Here is a 21,697-nt window from a genome sequence, read left to right as displayed (position 1 = left end):
GGGCACGGGCCCTAGGCCGACCCCCGCCGTACCAGCGTCGTCGGAAGCACCACGCTGGAGGGCGTCGCCCCGACGCCCTCCCGGGGAGCGACCCGGTCGAGGCCGCGCAGCAGCAGGCGGGCCATCAGGCGGCCCATCTCCTCTATGTCCTGACGGACCGTCGTGAGCGGCGGGTCGGTCTGTTCGGCCACGGGCCGCATGTCGTCGAACCCGATCACGGCCACGTCGTCGGGGACGCGGCGGCCCGACGCGCGCAGGACGCGCAGTGCCCCGGAGGCCATGAGGTCGTTGGCGGCGAACACCGCGTCCACGTCCGGGCAGCGCTCCAGCAGCTCGCGCATCGCCCGCTCGCCCCCGGCCGGGGTGAAGTCGGCCTCGGCGATCAGCCGCGGGTCGGCGTCCACCATGACGTCGCGGTAACCGTCGAGGCGGTCCGCGGCGGAGGTCTGGTCGAGGGCGCCGGTGATGTGCGCGATGCGGGTACGGCCGAGGCCTGCCAGATGGCGGACGGCGTCCCGGGCGCCGCCGCGGTTGTCGCTGTCGACGTAGACCACCTCGCGCCGGTCGCCGCTCCAGCCGGGCCGGCCGCCGAAGACGGTCGGGACACCGGCCCGCTGGATCAGCTCGGGCAGCGGGTCGTCGAGGTGCAGGGAGAAGACGAGGGCGCCGTCGACGTGCCCGCCGGCGAGGTACCGGGCGACCCGGGCGTGGTCGTCCCGGCCCTCCGTGAGCAGCAGCACGAGCTGGTTGTCGTGGGCGGTGAGCTCCTTGCTGATGCCGCGCAGCTGGAGCGCGAAGAACGGGTCGGCGAAGACCCGGGTCTCCGGTTCGGCGACGACGACCGCGACCGCGTCGTGCCGCCGGGTCACCAGGGAGCGGGCAGCCTGGTTGGGTACGTAGCCGAGCTCGTCCACGGCCTTGCGGACGCGCTCCACCAGAATGTCCCGCACCCCGTCGCCGCCGTTGACCACGCGGGACACGGTGGCCCGCGAGACACCGGCCCGGGCGGCCACGGCCTCCAGGGTGGGACGCGGGGCTGTGTCGGTCACTTCGGGGCTCCTCACCTGCGGCTGCGGTTCAGGATAGCCCCGGGACCTCAGCCTGGTGAGAGCGCTCTCGCGTGCCGCGCGGAACGGTCGCCCGTCAGTGCTCGTGGCCGCCGCCCGCGGGGCCCTCGCCGTGCTCGTGGCCGCCACCCGCCGGCTCCTCGCCGTGCTCGTGCGGCTCGTACCCCGGGATGGTCCCGTCCGGCTTCTTCACCAGGAAGAGCCCCACCATCCCCATGTCGGAATGGCTCTGCACGTGGCAGTGGTACATCCAGGCGCCCGCGCCGACGCCCTCCCCCGCGATCACCTGGAAGCCGAACGAGTCGGCCGGGCCCGTGATCTTGTTGTCGATGACCTGGCTGGGGTCCTCGGGGCCGGTCAGCATGCCGGTGCGGTTGTCGGCCCAGCGATGACCGTGCATGTGGAACGTGTGGTAGAACTCGCCGTGCGTGATCACGACGAACTCGACGCGATCCCCCACCGTGGCCTCGAAGTTCGGCCCCGAGTGCGGCGGCCTGTTGTTGATCCGCATGTCGTTGAAGACGACGGTGTGCGTCCGGTCCGGCAGGACGTCGCCCTTGCGGCGGACGATGACCGGGCCGAACAGGCCCTTCTGCAGCCCCACCGTGCCGTGCTCGGTGCCGACGACGTGGTCGTGGTAGTGCCAGTAGCCCGCGCTGCCCGCCCGCCAGGTGCCGTCCTTGCGACGGCCGGGGGCGTGGGTGCGCCAGGTGTAGGTGCGGGTGCCGCCCGGTTCGACATGACTGCGGTTCATCTTCGTGCCGTCGCTGGTGATCTCGTAGTCCAGGCCGTGCACATGCAGGCTCACCGCCACGTCCATGGCGTTCTCGAACTCGATGTGCAGGGTGTCGCCCTCATTGAGTTCGATCAGGGGGCCCGGGACGGACGCCTTGCCCTTCTCCAGGCCGTAGCCCATCTGCCCGTCGGCCAGCTTCTCGGCGTACAGCTTGATGCGCTTCACCTCGCCTCCGGCCGGCGCCGTCTTCGCCGGTCCGGCGGCGCTGACGGCCTCCGGCGCCACGGACAACGATGTCGCGACGGCCGCGCCGCCCAGCAGGACCCGCCGGTTGAAGCTGCGTCTGTCCATGCGGAACTCCCCACCTTGGTCAGGCATTTACGGAGGCGTACCTGTGATGAACCTGTGCGACGGTACCGGCCACGCTGCCGTTTATCCACGCTCAAGACAAAGTTGACGTCATCCCGGTCATAGGTATTGGCGTGACGTGCAAAGGGGTTTAGCTTCCTTGGCGGTGTTGCTGTGACCGAGGAGGTGCCCATGCACTTACGAGGGTTGAGCAAGTCAAGACGCGTCTGGGCGGCGTCCGTCGCCGCCGGGGTCGTGACCGCCGGGCTGCTGTCGGGCCCGGCCGCGAACGCGCGCCCTTACCCCGAACCCCCGTTGACAACGATGTCGATCAAGTCGCCGCCGGGCGGCGCGAACGTACGGGTGCTGATCTTCCACGGTTCCGCGGCGGCCGGTGAGGAGTCGCCGGTGGTGAACGCCGGGATCGAGGCCATCGAGGACATCGGCCTGTCGGGCCCGGCGAACCGCCGCTTCAAGGTCCAGGCAACCGGTGACGCCTCGGTGTTCACCGACGAGACCAGGCTCGGCCGTTTCAACGCGATCGTGTTCCTGACCGGCGGGGGCGATGTCCTCGACGCGGAGCAGGAGGCGGGCCTGGAGGCCTACATGGAGGCCGGTGGCGGATTCGTCGGCATTCACGACGCGGCGCGCGCGGAGCCGTACTCGGACTGGTTCACCGGTCTGGTGGGTGCCCGTCCGGCCGCGTCGAGCCCTACGGCCGTGCAGCGGGCGACCGTGGAGGTCGGAGACCGCCGGCACCCCGCCACCAAGGGGCTGCCGGTGCAGTGGAAGCGCCCGGACCGGTGGCTGAACTGGGTGAAGAACCCGTCGGGCGAGGTGCACACGGTGGCCCGGGTCCGCGAGTCGACGTACCAGCCGGGTTCCGGCTCCAACGGCTGGGACCACCCGGTCAGCTGGTGCCGTGACTACGACGGCGGCCGTTCCTTCTACACCGGCATGGGCGGGACGGTGTCGTCGTACGACGAGACCGACTTCCGCGACCATCTGCGCGGCGCGCTGCTGTGGACGACCCGGCTGGAGCAGGCCGACTGCAAGGCCACCATCAACGCCAACTACGCGGCGGAGCGCCTGACGAAGCCGAACCAGCCCGGGCAGAACGACCAGATCGGCGAGCCGCACGGCATGGTCACGGCGCCCGACGGCCGGGTCTTCTACATCGGCCGGGGCGGAGCCGACTCCTCGCAGCCCGTGATCACGGACTGGAACAACCCGGACATAGGCAAGGGCAGGGGCGAGATCCACGTCTACGACCCGACGACCAAGCAGGTCACCCTCGCCGGGGCGCTCACCGTCTTCGGCAACAAGGGCGGCGGGGACGAACTGGTCAAGGTCGAGGAGGGGCTGCTCGGCATCGAGCTGGACCCGGGGTTCGCACAGAACGGCTGGGTGTACCTGCACTACACGCCGCACGAGCGGATCGACCGCGAGAGGCGGATGGCGGAGCGGCGGGTCTCCCGGTTCACCCTCGACCGGGCCACGAACAAGCTGGACCTCGCCAGTGAGAAGGTCCTGCTGAAGTGGCCGGTGCAGATCCACAGCTGCTGTCACGCGGGCGGCGGGATGGCCTGGGACTCCAAGGGCAACCTGTACATCGCCACCGGCGACAACAACTCCAGCGGCTTCAGCGCCGGTTACTCGGGCAACAACCCGGAGCCGAACTACAAGGGCGTCTCGTTCGCGGACGCGCGCCGTACCGCGGGCAACACCAACAACCTCAACGGCAAGATCCTGCGCATCCACCCGGAGCCGGACGGGACGTACACGCTCCCCGCGGGCAATCTCTTCACCGGGAAGGAGACCGCCGAGGGCGGTGGCAAGACGCGCGGCGAGATCTACGTGATGGGGGTCAGGAATCCCGCCCGTATCTTCGTCGACACGTCGACCGACGTGCTCTACGCGGGCTGGGTCGGACCGGACGCGAGCGCGCCCTCGACCACCTGGGGTCCTGCCAAGTACGACACGTTCGCCGCCATCACCGAGGCGGGCAACCGCGGCTGGCCGTACTGCATGGGCAACAAGCAGCCCTACCGGGACCGCAATCTGCCGGACCCGTCCAAGCCGCTGGGCTGGTACGACTGCGACCACCCGAAGAACGAGTCGCCGAACAACGACGGCCTGGTCAACCTGCCGCCGGTGACCGGCAACAACATCTGGTACTCGCCGTCGGGCGGTGCGCCGGACTACCCGAGGGACGCGGGCGGAGTCCCGTCGTACAAGCCGGCGGAGGCCACCTACCGGCTGCCCTGGCTGAAGGGCGGCGGGCAGGCCGCGATGAACGGGCCGGTCTACCGGTACGGCACGGCCGCGCCGGACAGTGCCGTGAAGTGGCCGGCGTACTGGGACGGCAAGTGGTTCGTCGGTGACTTCTACGACGCCGACCAGCCGCGCCACGCGGTGCTCATGGACCCGAAGACGCAAGGCGACGGCGGTCTGCCGGTGCACGCGGAGTCGCTGAAGAAGATCGTGCCGGTCGGCAACGACGGCATCAGGAACCTCATGGACTGGAAGTTCGGTCCCGACGGCGCGCTGTACGTCCTCGACTACGGGCGCGGCTTCTTCACCTCGGACTCCAAATCGGCCCTGTGGCGGGTCACCTACAAGGGCGGCGGGCCCACCCCGGCCGCCGATCGGCTGGCGAGGGGGAGCGAGTGATCCGGCACCGAAGAGTCTGGGCCGCCCTGCTGGCCGCCCTGCTGATGCTGCTCGGCGTGCAGGCGCTGCCCGCCGCCGGGCAGCCCGGGAAGGAGGCTGCCGACCAGGTGCTCACCTGGACGGCCGGCAACGACATCGACAAGTACCTCTCCGCGCCGAAGACCGCGGTCGCCGGCGCGGCCACGATCGTCTTCGAGAACAGCACGGCCACCGGCAACACCACCGGCATGCCGCACACGCTGACGTTCGTGACCAGCGATCCCGAGTTCAACAGTGACGTGCAGCTCAACATCCTGGCCAACCCGAACGACGCCCAGGGCGGCAAGCACACCGCCCAGGTCACGCTCACGCCCGGCCGGTACTTCTACCACTGCACGATCCCCGGCCACGGCCAGATGCAGGGCATCCTGACGGTGACCGAGGGCACCGGCGAGGACACCACGGCGCCCGAGGCGTCGGCGCACGTCAGCGGCACGCAGAACACACAGGGCGCGTACGTCGGCTCGGCGAGCGTGGCGTTGCACGCCACCGACGAGGGCGGCTCCGGCGTCGACCGGATCGAGTACGCGATCGGCGAGGCGGGTGCCTGGCAGCCGTACACCACGCCGGTCGTCGTCGACCAGGTCGGCAGCCATCAGGTCCGCTACCGGGCGTTCGACAAGGCGGGGAACGTCTCCGCCGAGAAGAGCGCCGCGTTCACGGTGGTGGCACCCCAGTCGGACGACACCACCGCGCCGGAGACCTCGGCGACGGTGAGCGGTGAGCGCGACGCCGACGGGGCGTACATCGACATGGCGACGGTCACCGTCTCGGCCTCCGACACCGGGTCCGGGGTCAACACCATCGAGTACGCGGTCGGTTCGGGTGCCTGGCAGCCGTACACCGCCCCCGTGATGGTGCACCAGGTGGGTGAGCACACCGTCCGCTACCGCGCCACCGACAAGGCGGGCAACGTGGCGGCGGAGAAGAGCGTGCGGTTCACGGTGGCCGCCGCGCCGCCGCAGGACACCACACCCCCGGTGACGGGCGTGACCGTGGAGGGCACGAAGAATTCCGCCGGGGCGTACGTCAACAGCGCCCGGGTGACCGTCACGGCGACCGACGCGCACGGCTCGGGCGTCGAGAGGATCGAGTACTCGCTGGACGGCGGGCCCTACCTCGCCTACGCGGCGCCGGTGGTGGTCGACCGGGCGGGTGCGCACACCGTGGCCTACCGGGCGACGGACAGGGCCGGGAACACCGCGGCGGCCCGCACCGTGACCTTCACGGTTGTCTCCGGGCAGGTCCCGGCACCCGACTGTCCCGAGTACGACGAGCGGCTGACGGTGATCGTCGGCACGGTCGACTCCGGGGTGCGCAACCGGGTGACCGACAACCGGTGCCGGATCGGCGAGCTGATCGAGGACGAGAAGGAGTGGACGTCCCAGGCGCTGTTCCTCAAGCACGTGACGTCCGTTCTCGACGCGCTGCTGAAGGAAGGGGTCATCGACCAGCGGGAGTCAAGGGCGATCCGGAAGGCGGCCCGCGAGTCGGGCATCGGCAGGCCGGGGCAGACCGAGGGCTATCGGGCGCTGTTCGACGGCACGGCGGACTCTCTCGCCAAGTGGCAGCAGGTGGGCGGCGGTTCGTTCGGGCTGAACCCCGACGGGACGATCACCTCCAGCACCACGACGCCCGGCATGGGCATGCTGTGGTTCCCGCAGCGCAAGTACGGCGACTTCTCACTGAAACTCCAGTGGCGTGACGACGCTCCCGGCACCGGCAACGCCAACTCGGGTGTCTTCGTGCGCTTCCCGTGGGTCCATGACCACCCCGAGGAGTCCCGCCCGGAGTGGGTCGCCATCAAGTACGGGCACGAGGTGCAGGTGCTCGACCGGCCCGACGGCGACATGTACAAGACGGGGTCGGTCTACGGCTTCGACCGGGTCGGTCTGGCCGGCGCGGGCGTGACGCAGAAGGGCACCTGGAACGACTACGAGATCCGCGTGGAGGGCCAGCACTACTCGGTGCTGCGCAACGGTGTGCTGATCAACGAGTTCGACAGCACCGGCGGCCAGGAGTTCGCCCCGCCCCGCTCGGACGACCCGGGCACGGACGGGCGGCGGTTCGCCTCCGGCTACATCGGGCTCCAGGTGCACGGCACGACGGACGTGGTCTCCTACCGGGACATCCGGATCAAGGAGCTGTAGGAGGAGGCTCCTTCTCCTTGCGGGCCCTGCTCGGCTGTACCCGCATGGGCTCCCCCGGCATCTTCGGATACTCGGGCGGGTACGGCAGGTCGCCAAGACCGTGATCGTGCTCGTCGCGGCGGGCCAGGTCGAGCAGGGCTTCCAGGGAGTAGCGCTTGTCGTCCATGTCCGCGTGCACGTCGCCTAGTTCGGCGTAGCGCGCGGGCATGGTCGCGAGGTCGAAGTCCTGGGGGTGCGCGATGCCGACCTCGTCCCAGCGCAAGGGCGCGGAGACGGGGGCGTGCGGGCGGGGGCGTACGGAGTAGGCGGAGGCGATCGTGCGGTCGCGGGCCGTCTGGTTGTAGTCGATGAAGATGCGCTCGCCGCGCTCCTCCTTCCACCACTTGATGGTCACGTGCTCGGGCATCCGCCGTTCCATCTCCCGGCCGACGGCGATGGCGGCGCGCCGGACCTGGGTGAAGGTCCAGCGCGGTTCGATGGGCACGAAGACGTGCAGGCCCCGGCCTCCGGAGGTCTTGGGGAAGCCGCGCAGGCCGCCGAACTCGTCGAGCACCGCCCGTAGTTCATGAGCGGCGCGGGCGGCGTCGTCGTAGCCGGTGCCGGGCTGCGGGTCGAGGTCGATGCGGAGTTCGTCCGGGTGGTCGACGTCGTCGCGGCGTACCGGCCAGGGGTGGAAGGTGAGGGTGCCGAACTGTGCGGCCCACACCACGGCACCGGCCTCGGTGGGGCACATCTCGTCGGCGCTGCGGCCGCTGGGGAAGGTGATGTGCGCGGTGGGGATCCAGCCGGGCATGTTCTTCGGCGCCCGCTTCTGGAAGAAGTTCTCGCCGTTCACACCTTCGGGGTAGCGCTCCAGGGTGGTCGGCCGGTCGCGCAGAGCGCGCAGGATGCCGGGGCCGACGGCGATGTAGTAGCGCGCCAGGTCCAGCTTGGTGAATCCACGCTCGGGAAAGAACATCTTGTCCGGGCTGGACAGCCGTACGGTCCGGCCGTCCACCTCCAGTTCCACCGCGTCACCCATGCCGCCACCGTAGGCGTCGCCCGCATACCTCGCACATCGGGCATGTGGCGGAATATCGGCGCAGAATCGATCCATGGATCTGCCGGTGATGCCCCCTGTCCTGCCGATGCTCGCCAAGTCGGTGACAGCGATCCCCGCGGGCATGCAGTACGAGGCGAAGTGGGACGGGTTCCGGGCGATCGTGTTCCGTGACGGCGACGAGGTCGAGCTGGGCAGCCGCACGGGAAAGCCGCTGACCAGGTACTTTCCCGAGCTGGTGACAGCTGTGCGGGAGCGGTTGCCGGAGCGGTGCGTGGTGGACGGGGAGATCGTGATCGCGCGGGAGGGGCATCTGGACTTCGACGCGCTGACCGAGCGGATCCACCCGGCGGACTCACGGGTGCGGACGCTGGCCGAGCGGACTCCGGCTTCGCTCGTCGTCTTCGACCTGCTGGCGCTGGGCGACGAGTCGCTGATGGACGTCGCGCTGACCGGGCGCCGGGAGCGGCTGGCCGCCGAGCTCTCCGGCGTGCGGGCGCCGGTGCACCTCGCCCCGGCGACCACCGACATCGAAGTGGCGCGGCGATGGTTCGAGGAGTACGAGGGTGCCGGCCTCGACGGTGTCATCGCCAAGCCCCTGACCGTGCCCTACCGGCCCGATCAGCGTGCCATGTTCAAGGTCAAGCACGAGCGGACGGCGGACGTCGTGGTCGCCGGGTACCGCCTGCACAAGAGCGGCCCGGTCGTGGGTTCGCTCCTGCTCGGCCTGTACGACGACCGGGGCACCCTCCAGCACGTGGGTGTGTCCGCCGCCTTCACGATGAAGCGCCGCGCCGAGCTGGTGGAGGAGCTGGAGCCGTTGCGCCTGGACGACGTGACGGGGCATCCGTGGGCGGCCTGGTCCGAGGAGACCGCGCACGAGACGGCCCGGCTGCCGGGGGCGCCGAGCCGCTGGTCGGGCCGCAAGGACCTGTCGTGGGTGCCGTTGCGGCCGGAGCGGGTGGCCGAGGTGGCGTACGACCACATGGAGAACGGGCAGCGCTTCCGGCACACCGCCCGTTTCCGCCGCTGGCGCCCGGACCGGACCCCCGGGAGCTGCACGTACGCGCAGCTGGAAGAGCCGGTCCGCTACGACCTCTCGGAGATCCTCGGCGGCTAGCCGAAGGCCCGGTCAGGGCTGCATCAGGACCTTGACCGCGCCGTCCTGCTTGCGCTGGAACATCTCGTACGCGTGCGGGGCCTCCGACAGCGGGACCCGATGGGTGGCGAAGTCGTCCACGCCGAGGGGGTCCTCGTCGGTCAGGTACGGGATGATCTCGTCGCTCCAGCGGCGGACGTTGGCCTGGCCCATGCGCATCTGGATCTGCTTGTCGAACAGGGTGAGCAGCGGCAGCGGGTCCGCCATGCCGCCGTAGACGCCGGAAAGCGAGATGGTGCCGCCGCGGCGCACCAGGTCGATGGCGGTGTAGAGCGCGGCGAGGCGGTCGATGCTGAAGCGCTCGGCGATCGGGGCGCCGATCTTGCGGGGCAGGATCGCGGCGGCGTTCTGCACCATGCGCGCGGCGGCACTGCCGTGGGCCTCGGTGCCGACGGCGTCGATGACGGCGTCGGGGCCGCGGCCGTCGGTCTGGTCGCGGATCGCTTCGACGAGTTCCTTCTCGTCGTCGAAGGACCTCAGGTCGAAGGTCTCCACGCCCCGTGCCTTCGCCCGGCGCAGCCGCTCCGGGACGAGGTCGACGCCGAACACCCGTCCGGCGCCCTGGACCTGGGCGACCCGGCAGGCCATGTCACCGATGGGTCCGAGGCCGAGCACGGCGACGCTGCCGCCCTGCGGGACGCCGGCGTAGGCGACCGCCTGCCAGGCGGTGGGCAGGACGTCGGAGAGGTAGACGAACCGGTCGTCCGGCGGCCCCTCGGGGACTTTGATCGGGCCGAACTGCGCCTGCGGGACGCGCAGGTACTCGGCCTGGGCGCCCGGCACCGCGCCGTAGAGGCGGGTGTAGCCGAACAGGGCGGCGCCCATGCCCTCGCCCTGCACCTGGGTGGTCTCGCACTGCGTGGGCAGCCCGGTCAGGCACATCCAGCAGTTGCCGCAGGCGATCTGGAACGGCACCACGACCCGGTCCCCCACCTGCAGATCCGGGACACCGGCGCCTACCTCCTCGACGATGCCCATCGGCTCATGGCCGAGGATGTCGCCCGGGGTCATGAACGGGGTGAGCACTTCGTACAGGTGCAGGTCGGACCCGCACAGCCCGGTGGAGGTGATGCGGATGACCGCGTCCGTCGGCTCCTGGATCACCGGATCGGGCACGTTCTCCACCCGCACGTCCCGCTTGCCCTGCCAGGTCACTGCCCTCATCGCCTCGCGCTCCCTCCGTCAGCGTGCGCGTCGGTCGTACGGCGGGTCCCGGGTACCCGGACGCCCCGCGCTGAACCTTGAGCCGATCGACGGATGACGCCGAGACACTTCCCTGCCAAGAACGATCAACTATGGCCATCGATGTTCAGATAAGCGCACAATCAAGGCAGATCGATGACATAAGGCGCGGTGGCGACGGTGGGCATGGGACGAGGGACGCGCGGACGGCGCGCCGCGACGACGGTGGCGCTGCTGGCCGCCGCGGTGACGGGCGCCCTGACGGCGGGCTGCACCAGCGAGGGCGGACCGGGCGACGACGGACGGGGCGCACCGGAGGAGTCGAAACGGGGGACGTCCCCCTCGGCGACCGGCCCTTCCGCCCTCGCCGTCAAGATCGACAACGCCGCCGCGGCCCGTCCGCACACGGGCGTCGACGCAGCGGACGTGGTCTACGCCGAGCAGGTCGAGGGCGGACTGAGCCGGCTGATGGCGGTGTATGCGACCCGGCTCCCGGAGACGGTCGGGCCGGTGCGCAGCGCACGCGAGTCGGATCTGGAACTCCTGCGCCAGTTCGGCCGCCCCACGCTCGCCTTCTCCGGCGCGCAGAAGAAGCTCCTGCCGCTGATCGACAAGGCGCCGCTGCGGGCCAAGACGCCCGGCAACGCCGCCGACGCCTTCTTCCGCGGCTCGGGCAAGCCCGCACCGCACAACCTCTACCTGCGGCCGGAGCGGATCGTGCCCGAGACGCCCGGGCAGGCCGCCCTGACCACCGGTTTCCGCTACGGCCCGGCACCCGAGGGCGGCACGGCGACGGACTCCCGGACGGTGCGCTACCCGGCGGCCCGTTTCACCTTCACCTGGTCGGACGCCCGCGACCGGTGGCTGGTCGGCATGGACGGCGCGCCCGCGACGGCGGCCGACGGGAAGCGGATGACGGCCGCGACGGTCGTCGTGCAGTACGTGAAGGTGCGCGAGTCCGCCTTCCGGGATTTCCTGGGCAACAACACGCCGTACACCGAGACGGTCGGCTCGGGCAAGGCGACGGTGCTGCGCGACGGGCGGGCCTGGGACGTGGACTGGAAGCGGGAGAAGGCCACGGACGGCACCTCGTTCACCACCGGCGACGGCACCCCGGTGAACTTCGCGAAGGGCCAGGTGTGGGTGGTGTACTCCAAGACGCCCTGACGGCCCGCTCGGGCCGCGCCCCTCAGCGGGGCGCCACCAGGGGCTCCCCGGGATTGCGGAGCCCCTCGGCCGCGTCCGCGACCCGCCGGATGAGATCGAAGAACACCGTCCGCTCGTCGGCCGCCAGCGGGGCGAGGAACACCTGGTTCATCCGGGCGGTGCGCACGGTGAGCCTGCGGTGCGTGCGCTCCCCCTCGTCCGTGAGGTGCAGCAGGGAGCGGCGGCCGTCCTGGGGGTCGCGGACCTTGTCGAGCAGGCCGCGCCGGCTGAGCCGGCTGATCACCTCGGCGATGGTGGACCGGTCGAGCCCCACTCGCTCCCCCACCGTGCGCTGGTCCAGGCCGGGCTCGGCGACGAGGGTGTTGAGAACCGCGAACTGGGGCGAGGTGATCTCCTCGGAGACCATCGCGTTCCACAGCAGGTAGTGGGCCTGCTGGAGCCGCCGGGCCAGGTGCCCGGGGTGGGTGGTGAGGTCCGCGGCCGCCATGTGCACCCCTCGGTCGTTTTCGTCGGTGCACTGAACAATACCCATAGGCACGGGACGCTGTCTGCCGCGCACACAAAGAGCTGTGACCGTATCTGCCGAGGTCTTGACGCCTCTCGGGTCCCGATGGCAGCGTGAGGGTCAGCTCGCAGAAATACTCAGTGCCCTGATTAATTCGGTCGGGTCGCTCGGAAGAGATGGGGCTCCTCGGATGGACAAGGTGGTCGCCACAGCCCTGGAGGCGGTGGCCGACGTGCCGGACGGCGCGTCGCTCGCGGTGGGTGGTTTCGGGCTGAGCGGTGTGCCGAACGTGCTGATCGGGGCGTTGTACGAGCGCGGCGTGGCCGGGCTTTCGGTCGTCTCCAACAACTGCGGGGCGATGGAGTCGGGCCTCGCGGTGCTGCTGGCCGCCGGCCGGATCGCCCGGGTCACCGGGTCCTACATCGGCGCCAACAAGGAGTTCGCCCGGCAGTACCTGGCCGGGGAGCTGGAGGTCGAGCTGATTCCGCAGGGCACCCTGGCCGAGCGGCTGCGGGCCGGCGGCGCCGGGATCCCCGCCTTCTACACCCCGGCCGGCGTCGGCACCCAGGTGGCCGACGGCGGTCTGCCCTGGCGCTACGACGGTGAGGGCGGCGTCGCGCTCGCCTCGCCGCCGAAGGAGGTCAGGGAGTTCGACGGCACGGAGTACGTGCTGGAGCGGGGCATCCGCACCGACTTCGCCCTGGTCCGCGCCGCTCAGGGCGACCGGCACGGCAACCTCGTCTTCAGCAAGTCCTCCCGGAACTTCAACCCGCTGGCCGCGATGGCCGGGCGCGTCACCATCGCCGAGGTGGAGGAGCTGGTGGAGCCCGGCGCGATCGACCCGGACGCGGTGCACCTGCCGGGCATCTTCGTGCAGCGGGTGGTCGCACTCACCCCGGAGCAGGCGACGGACAAGAAGATCGAGCAGCGGACGGTGAGGTCCTGATGGCCTGGACGCGCGAGGAGATGGCCGCACGGGCGGCGCGGGAGCTGCGGGACGGCCAGTACGTCAATCTCGGCATCGGTCTGCCGACGCTGATCCCGAACTACCTTCCCGAGGGCGTCGAGGTCGTCCTGGAGTCGGAGAACGGCATCCTGGGCACCGGCCCCTACCCCACCGAGGACGAAGTCGACCCCGACCTGATCAACGCCGGCAAGGAGACGGTGACGGTCCTGCCGGGCGCCTCCTTCTTCGACTCGGCGCTGTCGTTCTCGATGATCCGGGGCGGGCACATCGACGTCGCCGTGCTCGGTGCCATGCAGGTGTCCGAGCGGGGCGACCTGGCCAACTGGGCCGTCCCCGGGAAGCTGATCACCGGCATCGGCGGGGCGATGGACCTGGTGCACGGCGCCCGCACGGTCATCGTGGTGATGACACACACCGCCAAGGACGGCTCCCCCAAGATCCTCACCGAGTGCGCCCTGCCGCTGACCGGCAAGGCGTGCGTGAACCGGATCATCACCGACCTCGGCGTCCTCGACGTCACCGACGGCGGCCTCGTCCTGGCCGAGACCGCGCCCGGCGTGACCGTCGAGGAGATCGTCGCCAGGACCGACGCCGAACTGATCGTCCCGGAGGGCCTGAAGTGAAGGACGTCTACATCGTCGACGCGGTCCGCACGCCGATCGGCCGCTACAACGGGGGCCTCGCGAGCGTGCGTCCGGACGACCTGGCCGCGCACGCCGTCCGCGAACTCCTCGCCCGCACACCGGAGCTGGACCCGGCCCGGGTCGAGGACGTCTACTTCGGCAACGCCAACGGGGCCGGCGAGGAGAACCGCAACGTCGGCCGGATGGCCGCGCTGCTCGCCGGTCTGCCCACGTCCGTTCCGGGCGTGACCGTCAACCGGCTCTGCGCGTCCGGCCTGGAGGCCGTGATCCAGGCGGCCCGGGCCATCGCGCTCGGCGACGCGTCCATCGCGCTGGCCGGCGGTGTCGAGTCCATGACCCGGGCGCCGTACGTGCTGCCCAAGAGCGACAGGGCCTTCCCGGCCGGGCACACCGAGCTGTACTCGACGACGCTCGGCTGGCGGATGGTCAACCCGCGCATGGAGCCGCAGTGGACGGTCCCGCTGGGCGAGTCGGCCGAACTCATCGCGGACAAGCACAAGATCGGCCGGGAGCAGCAGGACGAGTTCGCCCTGCGCAGCCACGAGAAGGCCGCGCGGGCGCAGGCCGAGGGCCTGTTCGACGGTGAGCTGGCGCCGGTGGCGATTCCGCAGCGCAAGGGCGAACCGGTGATCCTGTCCGCCGACGAGTGCGTCCGGCCGGACGCCTCCCTGGCGGCCATGGCCCGGCTGAAACCGTCGTTCCGCACGGAGGGCGGCACAGTGACGGCGGGCAACGCCTCGCCGCTGAACGACGGCGCGGCGGCGCTGCTCCTCGTCGACGAGGAGGGGCTGAGGGCGACGGGCCGCGAGCCGCTCGCCCGGGTCCGCGCCACGGGTGTCTCCGCGACCGACCCGCACTACTTCGGGCTGGCGCCCGTGGCGGCGGTCGAGCGGGCGCTGGCCAAGGCGGGCAGGGGGTTCGACGACCTGTCCGTGCTGGAGCTGAACGAGGCGTTCGCCGCGCAGGTCCTGGGATGTGTGGCCGAGTGGCCCGAGTTCGATCCCGCGATCCTCAATCCGCAGGGCGGCGCGATCGCCCTGGGGCATCCGCTGGGGGCGTCCGGGGCGCGGCTCGCCGGGACCGTCGCCCATCAACTGGCCCAGCGTGGCAGTGGAGTGGGTGTGGCCACTTTGTGCATCGGAGTGGGGCAAGGGCTCGCCCTCGTCCTGGAACGCTGAGCGATGCGTGCGGCTGCGGCCCGGTCGTGGCCGGTCGCGCCCGCGCGGCGGACCCGCATAGCGGTCCGGCCCCGCGCCCCTTCGCGGCGCGCCCCCTCCCCCGTCGACGACAACCGGAAGAGTTTCTCAGGGACCCCCATGACTCTCACGCAGCACGACATCGACCAGGAGATCGCGGCCGAGCACGCCGCGTACGAGAAGCGCCTCGCCGACGGCGGGCCCGTCGAGCACCAGCCGCGGCGCGACTACGCGCCGTACCGGTCCTCGGTGCTCCGGCACCCCAAGCAGCCCCCGGTCACGATCGACGTCAGCAAGGACCCCGAGCTGGTGGAGCTGTTCTCCCCCGCCTTCGGGGAGCGGGACATCACCGAGATCGACAACGACCTCACCCGGCAGCACGCCGGGGAGCCCATCGGTGAGCGCATCACCGTCTCGGGGCGGCTCCTGGACCGCGACGGCCGCCCGGTGCGCGGTCAGCTCGTGGAGATCTGGCAGGCCAACTCGGCGGGCCGCTACGCCCATCAGCGCGAGCAGCACGACGCGCCGCTGGACCCCAACTTCACCGGAGTGGGGCGCACGCTCACCGACGACGACGGCCGGTACCGCTTCACCACCGTCCAGCCCGGCCCGTACCCGTGGCGCCAGCACGCCAACGCCTGGCGGCCGGCGCACATCCACTTCTCGCTGTTCGGTACGGCGTTCACCCAGCGGCTCGTGACGCAGATGTACTTCCCGAGCGACCCGCTCTTCCCCTACGACCCGATCATCCAGTCCGTGACGGACGACGCGGCCCGGCAGCGGCTGGTCGCGACGTACGACCACAGCCTGTCGGTGCCGGAGTTCTCGATGGGCTACCACTGGGACATCGTGCTGGACGGCCCGCAGGCCACCTGGATCGAAGAAGGGCGCTGACCAGCCATGACGAGGATCGACACCAGCCGGCCGGACAGCGTGCTGCCCACCCCCTCGCACACCGTCGGCCCGTTCTACGGCCACGCCCTGCCGTTCCGCGGGGGCGAGGACATCGCGCCCCTCGGCCACCCGGACACCGTCACCGTGCACGGCCACGTCACCGACGGCGAGGGCGACCCGCTGCCGGACGCCCTGATCGAGCTGTGGGGCCCGGACCCCGACGGCAACCTGCCGAGGGCCGACGGCTCGATGCGGCGCGACCCGGCCTCGGGCGGCTTCCTCGGGCGCAACGGCGTGGAGTTCACGGGCTGGGGGCGGATCCAGACCGACGCGAACGGCCACTGGTACGCGCGGACGCTGCGGCCCGGCGCCCGCGGTCGCAACGCCCCCTACCTCAGCGTGTGCGTGTTCGCGCGAGGGCTGCTCGTGCACCTGTACACCCGGATCTACCTTCCCGTCGACGCGGCGGTGCTCGCCGCCGATCCGCTGCTGTCCGGGCTGGAGGACGCCCGCCGCGACACGCTGATCGCCGCGGAGGAGGGGGACGGCACGTACCGTTTCGACATCCGCCTTCAGGGCGAAGGCGAGACGGTCTTCCTGGAGTTCAAGTGACATCTCCCTCTGGCGACACCGGCCTGCTCGCCCCCGGGTGGGCCGGTTCGGCGGCCGCGGCGGACACCGGCGACCACGCGTATCTGCGGGCCCTGCTGGACGCGGAGGCCGCGCTGACCCGCGCGCAGGCCGCCCTGGGGCTCGCGCCGGCCGAGGCGGCGACGACGGTGACCGAGGCGGCCGGCGGCGCCTTCGACGCGGTCTCCCTCGCCGGGCGGGCCCGCGCGGGCGGCAACCCCGTCATCCCGCTGGTCGCGGATCTGACGAAGGCCGTGGGCGACGTGTACGGCCCCTACGTCCACCGGGGCGCGACCAGCCAGGACATCATGGACACGGCAACGATGCTGGTCGCCGCACGGGCTCTCGGCCCGGTCCTCGCCGACCTCGGCCGGACCGAACAGGCCCTCGCCCTGCTGGCCGCCGGGCACCGCGACACCGCGATGCCGGGGCGGACCCTCACCCAGCACGCCGTACCGACCACCTTCGGGCTGAAGGCGGCCGGGTGGCGGTCGCTGGTGCTCGACGCGCGGGACCGGGTGAAGGCCGTCCGGGAGTCGTTGCCCGCCCAGCTCGGCGGTGCGGCGGGGACGCTGGCGGCCTTCGGAGCCTACGGCGCGGGCGATCCGGCCGGGTTGCCGGAGGCGTACGCCCGGGAACTCGGGCTGCGGGCGCCCGATCTGCCCTGGCACACCCTGCGGACGCCGATCGGCGATCTCGCCGGGTGTCTGGCCTTCGCCGCCGGTGCGCTCGGCAAGGTCGCCGTGGACGTCCTGACCCTCTCACGCACCGAGATCGCCGAGGTCGTGGAGGGCAGCGGCGGGAGTTCGTCCGCCATGCCGCACAAGTCCAACCCCGTACGGTCCACCCTGATCGCCGCCGCCGCGCGGCGGGCGCCGCAGCTCGCGGCCACGCTGTACGGGTCCATGGCCGCCGAGGACGAGCGCCCGGCCGGGGCCTGGCACGCCGAGTGGGAGCCGCTGCGGGACCTTCTGCGGCTGGTCGGCGGGGCCGCCCGGGACGCCGCCGAGCTGGCGGAGGGACTGCGGATCAGGCCCGGGGCCATGCGCGAACACCTGGACCTCACCCACGGATTGATCGTCTCCGAGCGGCTGTCCGCCGAACTGGCCCCGGTATTGGGCCGGGCCCGCGCCAAGGAACTCCTCACGCGGCTGGCCGCGGAGGGGCGCCCGCTCGCCGAGGCGCCGGAGCTGGCGGACGCCGACCTCGACCCGACCCACTACACGGGCTCCGCCGGGGCCCTCACCGACCGTGCCCTGGAGCGACGTTGACCCTGCTGAACCACCGTGCCGAAGGCCCCTCCTCCGCTCCCCCGCTGCTGCTCGGCCCCTCGCTCGGCACGTCGTACGCCCTGTGGGACGCGGTGGCGCCCGAACTGTCGATCAGCCATCGGGTGGTCCGCTGGGACCTGCCGGGGCACGGCGGTTCGGCGCCCGGCCTCATCGAGGCGGGTGCGACGGTCGCCGATCTGGCCGGGCTGGTGCTGGCGCTCGCCGACTCGCTCGGCATCGAGCGGTTCGCCTACGCGGGCGTCTCGCTGGGCGGGGCCGTCGGGCTGCATCTCGCGGTGCACCATCCGCAGCGGCTGTCCTCCCTGGCCGTGATCTGCTCGTCGGCGCATTTCAACGGATCCAGGCCCTGGGAGGAGCGGGCCGCAGCGGTGCGGCGGGAGGGGCTCGCCGGACTGGCGGAGAACGCCGACGCGCGCTGGTTCGCCGGTGACTTCACCGTGCCGCGGCTGGTCCAGGACCACCGGGACGCCGACCCGGAGGCGTACGCCGCCTGCTGTGACGCGCTGGCCGCGTTCGACCTGCGGGACCGGCTCACGCAGATCGCCGTGCCGACGCTGCTGATCGCCGGCCGCGAGGATCCCGCGACGCCCCCCGCGCATCTGCGGGAGATCGCCGACGCCGTGCCGGGCGCGACGCTCGTGGAGTTGCCGGGCGCCTCGCACCTGGCCCCGGCGCAGTGCCCCGAGGCGGTGCTGACCGCCCTGCGCGCCCACTTCGGCCAAGGCGCCTCCCGGGGCATGGCGGTCCGGCGCGAGGTGCTCGGGGACGCCCACGTCGACCGGGCGCAGGACCGGCAGACACCGTTCACGGCCCGCTTCCAGGACTTCATCTCGCGTTACGCCTGGGGCGAGATCTGGACCGACCCGGCCCTCTCGCGCCGCGAGCGCAGCATGATCACCCTCACCGCCCTGGTCGCGCACGGCCACTACGACGAACTGGCCATGCACGTCCGTGCGGCCCGCCGCAACGGCCTCACCCCGGAGGAGATCGGCGCGGTGCTGCTCCAGACGGCGGTGTACTGCGGGGTGCCGGCGGCGAACTCGGCGTTCGCGACGGCCCAACGGGTGCTGGCGGAGGAGGACGGCACCGCTTAGGGCCACAGGGTGACCCCGCCGGTCATGGGCACGGCCAGGTCTCGCACCCGCCCTGTCCCGTGCCTACCGTGGAGGCATGTCCATGATGCGCCTGGCCTACTCCGGGCCGACACCGGCCTTCAAGGCGGCGCGTGCCCGGTCGGCCAGGCCGTCGGCCCCGCTGGAGACCGCCAGGTCCAGGCCGCGGTGCAGGTCGGCCGCCGAGCGGGCGGCGATGCCGAACTCGATGCGGGCCGCCGCGTGTTCGTACTGGCAGGGCGAGGCCTCCAGGTACGTGACCGCCTGGGCGTAGAGCCGGACGGCTCGCTGGCCGGTCTCCAGGTCGGCGGCGCAGCGCAGGGCCTCCCCTATCGCCGTGTCCGTGCCGAAGCGCTCCGCCTGGCGGCGGACGTCGACCGCGAGCCGGGCGGCACGGGCCGGGTCCTCGGTGCTGAGGGCGCGGGCGAGATCGGCAGCCCAGGGGACGAGCACCGGGTTGTGGTGGCCGCGGGCCGCCGCGGCCTTCTCCGCGGCTTCCAGTTCGTTGATGCCTTCCTTGGTGCGGCCGACGGCCAGCAGCAGCCGCCCGCGCACCGAACGGGGGTCGGGCAGGACGATGGTGGAGGGGTAGGGCGGGGCGAAGCCGTGCTGTTCGGCGACCTCCCAGGCCTGCTCGACGTGGCCGCGGGCGAGCAGGGTGTCGACGAGGCTGCACGTCGCGGACCAGTATCAGGGGCAGGCCGCGGCCGACGCGCTCGGCGAGGCGCAGTGCCTCGCGCAGGGACGCCTCCGCCTCCTTCAGACGGCCCCGCCTGCGGTGACCGATCCCGACGTACGCGTGGGCCAGGGCGAGGTGGCCGCCGCTCCAGCCGGCCGTCTCGTAGGCGCGCAGGGCTTCGTTGTAGAGGGTCTCGGCGCGGTCGAGGCGGTCGGTGAAGCCGTAGGCGTTGGCCAGCATCAGCAGCAGCTCGATGCCCCACTCGGTGTCGGTCCAGCCGAGACCGGGGGCGAGACGGCCGTTGACGAGGGCGCGGTCGCACAACTCGGCGACCTCCTCGGCGTTCTCGCCGTGCATGAGGGCGTCGAAGCCGCGCAGGATGAGCAGGGCGCGTTCGGAGTTGTCCCGGCCGGTGCAGGGGCGGGCGAGGTCGGCGAGCCGCTGGGACCGGCCGGGTGAGGCGGCCTCCCCGGCGTGCAGCCCCTCCCACATGAACTGCGCGGCCTGCAACCGCATCCGGTCGGGGCCCGGCTGGAGCCGGGCGGCCTCCGCCTCGACCGTGCGGACGGCCTCCTCCAGCTGGTCGTTGTGGAGCAGCGCCTGGGAGAGGCGGAAGACGGCGTCGACCCGCTGGCCGCCGTGCAGGCCGGGCATGCCGAGCGCGGTCCGCAGATGGCCGATGGTGCGGGCGGGCGCGGTGAGGAAGGTGGCCTCGGCCAGTTCGTACAGCACCTGGGGGTGCGACTCGGGCCGCGGCGGTTCCTTCAGGGCGCGTTCCAGGCAGCGGCGGGCCGCGTCGGGGGCGCCGACGGCGAGGTGCTCGCGGGCTGCCTCGCGCAGTTGCCCGACGAGTTCCTCGTCGTCGTCCGGGTGGACCTCCAGGAGGTGGCGCGCCGCGGCCGCGGCGCCGTGTCCCTCGTCGGAGACGATCCGGGCGGCTATGCCGTGCATGGCGGTGCGCAGAGCGTCGGGGATGGAGTTGTAGACGGCGGACGCGATCAGCGGGTGGACGAACTCCAGGTCGCCGTCGGCGCTCCGGCCGGTCGCGGGGTCGGGCGAGGTGAGGATGCGGGCGGTGCGCAGCAGGTCGGCACAGCGGCGGGCGTCGTCCGGACGCAGGGTGGCGAGCTTGGCGACCAGGTCGGTGGAGATGCCGGTGCCGAGGATGGCGGCGGCCCAGGCGAACCGGGTGGCGTCGATGCCGAGTTCCTCGAGGCGGGCGACGAGGCCGCCGCCGCGGGCCGAGCGGTTCAGCTCGCGCAGTTCGCCGGCCCGGGCCTCGACCGGTTCGAGTTCGTTGTCCTGCACCCTCGCGAGGAGTTCGACGGTCTCGTAGGGGTTGCCGGCGGTGACGGCCCAGACCTCGCGGCAGAACGCGGCGTCGGCATGGTCTCCCAGGGAGGCGCGGGTGAGCCCGGCCGTGGCGTCCGGCGTCAGAGCGCTCAGCGTCGTCACGGGGCCGTGCGCGGCGGCGGCGACGGTGTCGAGGTGGCGGGCGCTCGCGCCGGAAACCTCCTCGGGGCGGCGGGTGACGACGACCAGGACGGACATCTCGTCGATGCGCTCGGCGAGCCCCGCGAGCCAGTGCAGGGTCTCCTGGTCCGCCCAGTGGGCGTCGTCGAGCAGCAGGACCAGCGGCCAGTCCCGGCGGGCGAGCCGGCGCACGGCCGCGACCAGGCCGTCGCACACGCCCTGCGGGTCGGCCTGCCGGTCGCCCGGTTCCGCGATGCCGAGAGCGGGGCCGGCGATGTCGTACCAGTCGCCGAGGTACTCGCGGGCCTCCTCCGGCAGCATCGACACCAGGGCCGGCTGGAGCAGTTGCCGCACCACGTTGAAGGGGACCGACCTGAGGGTCTCGCCGCCGCGCGCCGACCAGACCGTGCAGCCGCGGGCCTCGGCGATGCGGCGGGTTTCGGCCAGCAGGGCGGTCTTGCCGAGGCCGGCCTCGGCGCGGAAGACGAGCAGTCCGCCGGGCGAGGAACGGTCCGTGCACAGGGTCTCGACCGCCCGCGTGACGGCGGCGATCTCCTCGTCGCGCTCCCACAGGAAAGCCGAGGCGGCGGCCGTGGGCCGTACCTCCGTCATCCCGCTACCTCCCCAAGTCGCCCGAACGACGTACAGACGTCGAGCGTAGCCGTCCGATTGCCCGAGTGGAGGGTGGTCGGGGCACGTCTTGCCGTGACGGGTGACACCGGGTACGGCCGGGCGACGCGCCTGG

The 21,697-nt window shown here is 72.1% G+C and carries 16 protein-coding genes and 1 pseudogene; 11 read left to right on the top strand and 6 right to left on the bottom strand.

Features of this window, described 5'->3' with window-relative positions:
- Positions 1 to 11: 11 nt before the first annotated feature.
- A complete protein-coding gene (locus GTY56_RS06090; protein ID WP_161363236.1) occupies positions 12 to 1,049 on the bottom strand; it encodes a substrate-binding domain-containing protein in 1,038 nt (345 codons plus the stop codon).
- 94 nt (positions 1,050 to 1,143) lie between these two features.
- Entirely contained in the window at positions 1,144 to 2,154 is a 1,011-nt protein-coding gene (locus GTY56_RS06085; RefSeq protein WP_161363234.1) for a multicopper oxidase domain-containing protein, read from the bottom strand.
- A gap of 189 nt (positions 2,155 to 2,343) precedes the next feature.
- On the opposite strand from GTY56_RS06085, the gene GTY56_RS06080 reads away from it, so the two are divergent.
- Positions 2,344 to 4,824, top strand: coding sequence for a ThuA domain-containing protein (locus tag GTY56_RS06080; RefSeq protein ID WP_202509783.1), 2,481 nt, complete (start codon positions 2,344 to 2,346; stop codon positions 4,822 to 4,824).
- A 44-nt stretch (positions 4,825 to 4,868) separates the two neighbouring features.
- Positions 4,869 to 7,013, top strand: a complete 2,145-nt coding sequence (locus tag GTY56_RS06075; RefSeq protein WP_161363355.1) for an OmpL47-type beta-barrel domain-containing protein — start codon at positions 4,869 to 4,871, stop codon at positions 7,011 to 7,013.
- On the opposite strand, the gene ligD is transcribed toward GTY56_RS06075, so the two are convergent.
- The gene (gene ligD / locus GTY56_RS06070) at positions 7,000 to 8,034 is read right to left on the bottom strand and encodes a non-homologous end-joining DNA ligase (protein WP_161363230.1); all 1,035 of its coding nucleotides are present in this window, start codon (positions 8,032 to 8,034) and stop codon (positions 7,000 to 7,002) included. The genes GTY56_RS06075 and ligD overlap by 14 nt on opposite strands.
- Before the next feature lie 73 nt (positions 8,035 to 8,107).
- Here ligD and GTY56_RS06065 point away from each other — a divergent pair, with 73 nt between their 5' ends.
- Positions 8,108 to 9,172: an ATP-dependent DNA ligase gene (locus GTY56_RS06065; RefSeq protein WP_161363228.1), complete on the top strand. Its 1,065-nt coding sequence runs from the start codon at positions 8,108 to 8,110 to the stop codon at positions 9,170 to 9,172.
- A gap of 12 nt (positions 9,173 to 9,184) precedes the next feature.
- On the opposite strand, the gene GTY56_RS06060 is transcribed toward GTY56_RS06065, so the two are convergent.
- Positions 9,185 to 10,375 (bottom strand): zinc-dependent alcohol dehydrogenase, encoded by a 1,191-nt coding sequence (locus tag GTY56_RS06060; protein WP_161363226.1) that lies wholly within the window; start codon positions 10,373 to 10,375, stop codon positions 9,185 to 9,187.
- Positions 10,376 to 10,579: 204 nt separating this feature from the next.
- Between GTY56_RS06060 and GTY56_RS06055 the strand changes: the two genes are divergently transcribed.
- On the top strand, positions 10,580 to 11,560 hold the full coding sequence (locus GTY56_RS06055) for a DUF3048 domain-containing protein (protein ID WP_161363224.1): 981 nt from the start codon (positions 10,580 to 10,582) through the stop codon (positions 11,558 to 11,560).
- Positions 11,561 to 11,582: 22 nt separating this feature from the next.
- Here GTY56_RS06055 and GTY56_RS06050 read toward each other — a convergent pair whose 3' ends face one another.
- Entirely contained in the window at positions 11,583 to 12,047 is a 465-nt protein-coding gene (locus GTY56_RS06050) for a MarR family winged helix-turn-helix transcriptional regulator (RefSeq protein ID WP_161363223.1), read from the bottom strand.
- A 208-nt stretch (positions 12,048 to 12,255) separates the two neighbouring features.
- Here GTY56_RS06050 and GTY56_RS06045 point away from each other — a divergent pair, with 208 nt between their 5' ends.
- The 7 genes from GTY56_RS06045 (at position 12,256) to pcaDC (ending at position 18,782) form a co-directional block, all read left to right on the top strand.
- Positions 12,256 to 13,011: a CoA transferase subunit A gene (locus GTY56_RS06045; RefSeq protein WP_161363221.1), complete on the top strand. Its 756-nt coding sequence runs from the start codon at positions 12,256 to 12,258 to the stop codon at positions 13,009 to 13,011.
- On the top strand, positions 13,011 to 13,655 hold the full coding sequence (locus GTY56_RS06040; protein ID WP_161363219.1) for a CoA transferase subunit B: 645 nt from the start codon (positions 13,011 to 13,013) through the stop codon (positions 13,653 to 13,655). Before GTY56_RS06045 ends, GTY56_RS06040 begins: the two co-directional genes overlap by 1 nt.
- Positions 13,652 to 14,854 carry an acetyl-CoA C-acyltransferase gene (locus GTY56_RS06035; RefSeq protein WP_161363217.1) on the top strand — a complete coding sequence of 401 codons (1,203 nt, stop codon included), beginning with the start codon at positions 13,652 to 13,654 and terminating at the stop codon, positions 14,852 to 14,854. The genes GTY56_RS06040 and GTY56_RS06035 overlap by 4 nt, the downstream gene beginning before the upstream one ends.
- Positions 14,855 to 14,992: 138 nt before the next feature.
- On the top strand, positions 14,993 to 15,766 hold the full coding sequence (pcaH, locus tag GTY56_RS06030; RefSeq protein ID WP_161363215.1) for a protocatechuate 3,4-dioxygenase subunit beta: 774 nt from the start codon (positions 14,993 to 14,995) through the stop codon (positions 15,764 to 15,766).
- Between the two features lie 6 nt (positions 15,767 to 15,772).
- Positions 15,773 to 16,378, top strand: coding sequence for a protocatechuate 3,4-dioxygenase subunit alpha (pcaG, locus tag GTY56_RS06025; RefSeq protein ID WP_161363213.1), 606 nt, complete (start codon positions 15,773 to 15,775; stop codon positions 16,376 to 16,378).
- The gene (gene pcaB / locus GTY56_RS06020) at positions 16,375 to 17,667 is read left to right on the top strand and encodes a 3-carboxy-cis,cis-muconate cycloisomerase (protein WP_161363211.1); all 1,293 of its coding nucleotides are present in this window, start codon (positions 16,375 to 16,377) and stop codon (positions 17,665 to 17,667) included. Before pcaG ends, pcaB begins: the two co-directional genes overlap by 4 nt.
- On the top strand, positions 17,664 to 18,782 hold the full coding sequence (gene pcaDC / locus GTY56_RS06015; RefSeq protein WP_161363209.1) for a bifunctional 3-oxoadipate enol-lactonase/4-carboxymuconolactone decarboxylase PcaDC: 1,119 nt from the start codon (positions 17,664 to 17,666) through the stop codon (positions 18,780 to 18,782). The genes pcaB and pcaDC overlap by 4 nt, the downstream gene beginning before the upstream one ends.
- A gap of 96 nt (positions 18,783 to 18,878) precedes the next feature.
- On the opposite strand, the pseudogene GTY56_RS06010 reads toward pcaDC, so the two are convergent.
- Positions 18,879 to 21,564 (bottom strand): annotated as a pseudogene (locus tag GTY56_RS06010) (ATP-binding protein).
- Positions 21,565 to 21,697 lie beyond the last annotated feature (133 nt).

This window comes from Streptomyces sp. SID5643 (assembly GCF_009872555.1).
Lineage (GTDB): Bacteria > Actinomycetota > Actinomycetes > Streptomycetales > Streptomycetaceae > Streptomyces > Streptomyces iakyrus.
Note: the sequence above shows the minus strand (reverse complement) of the source record. Positions and strands in the feature narration are given on the sequence as shown.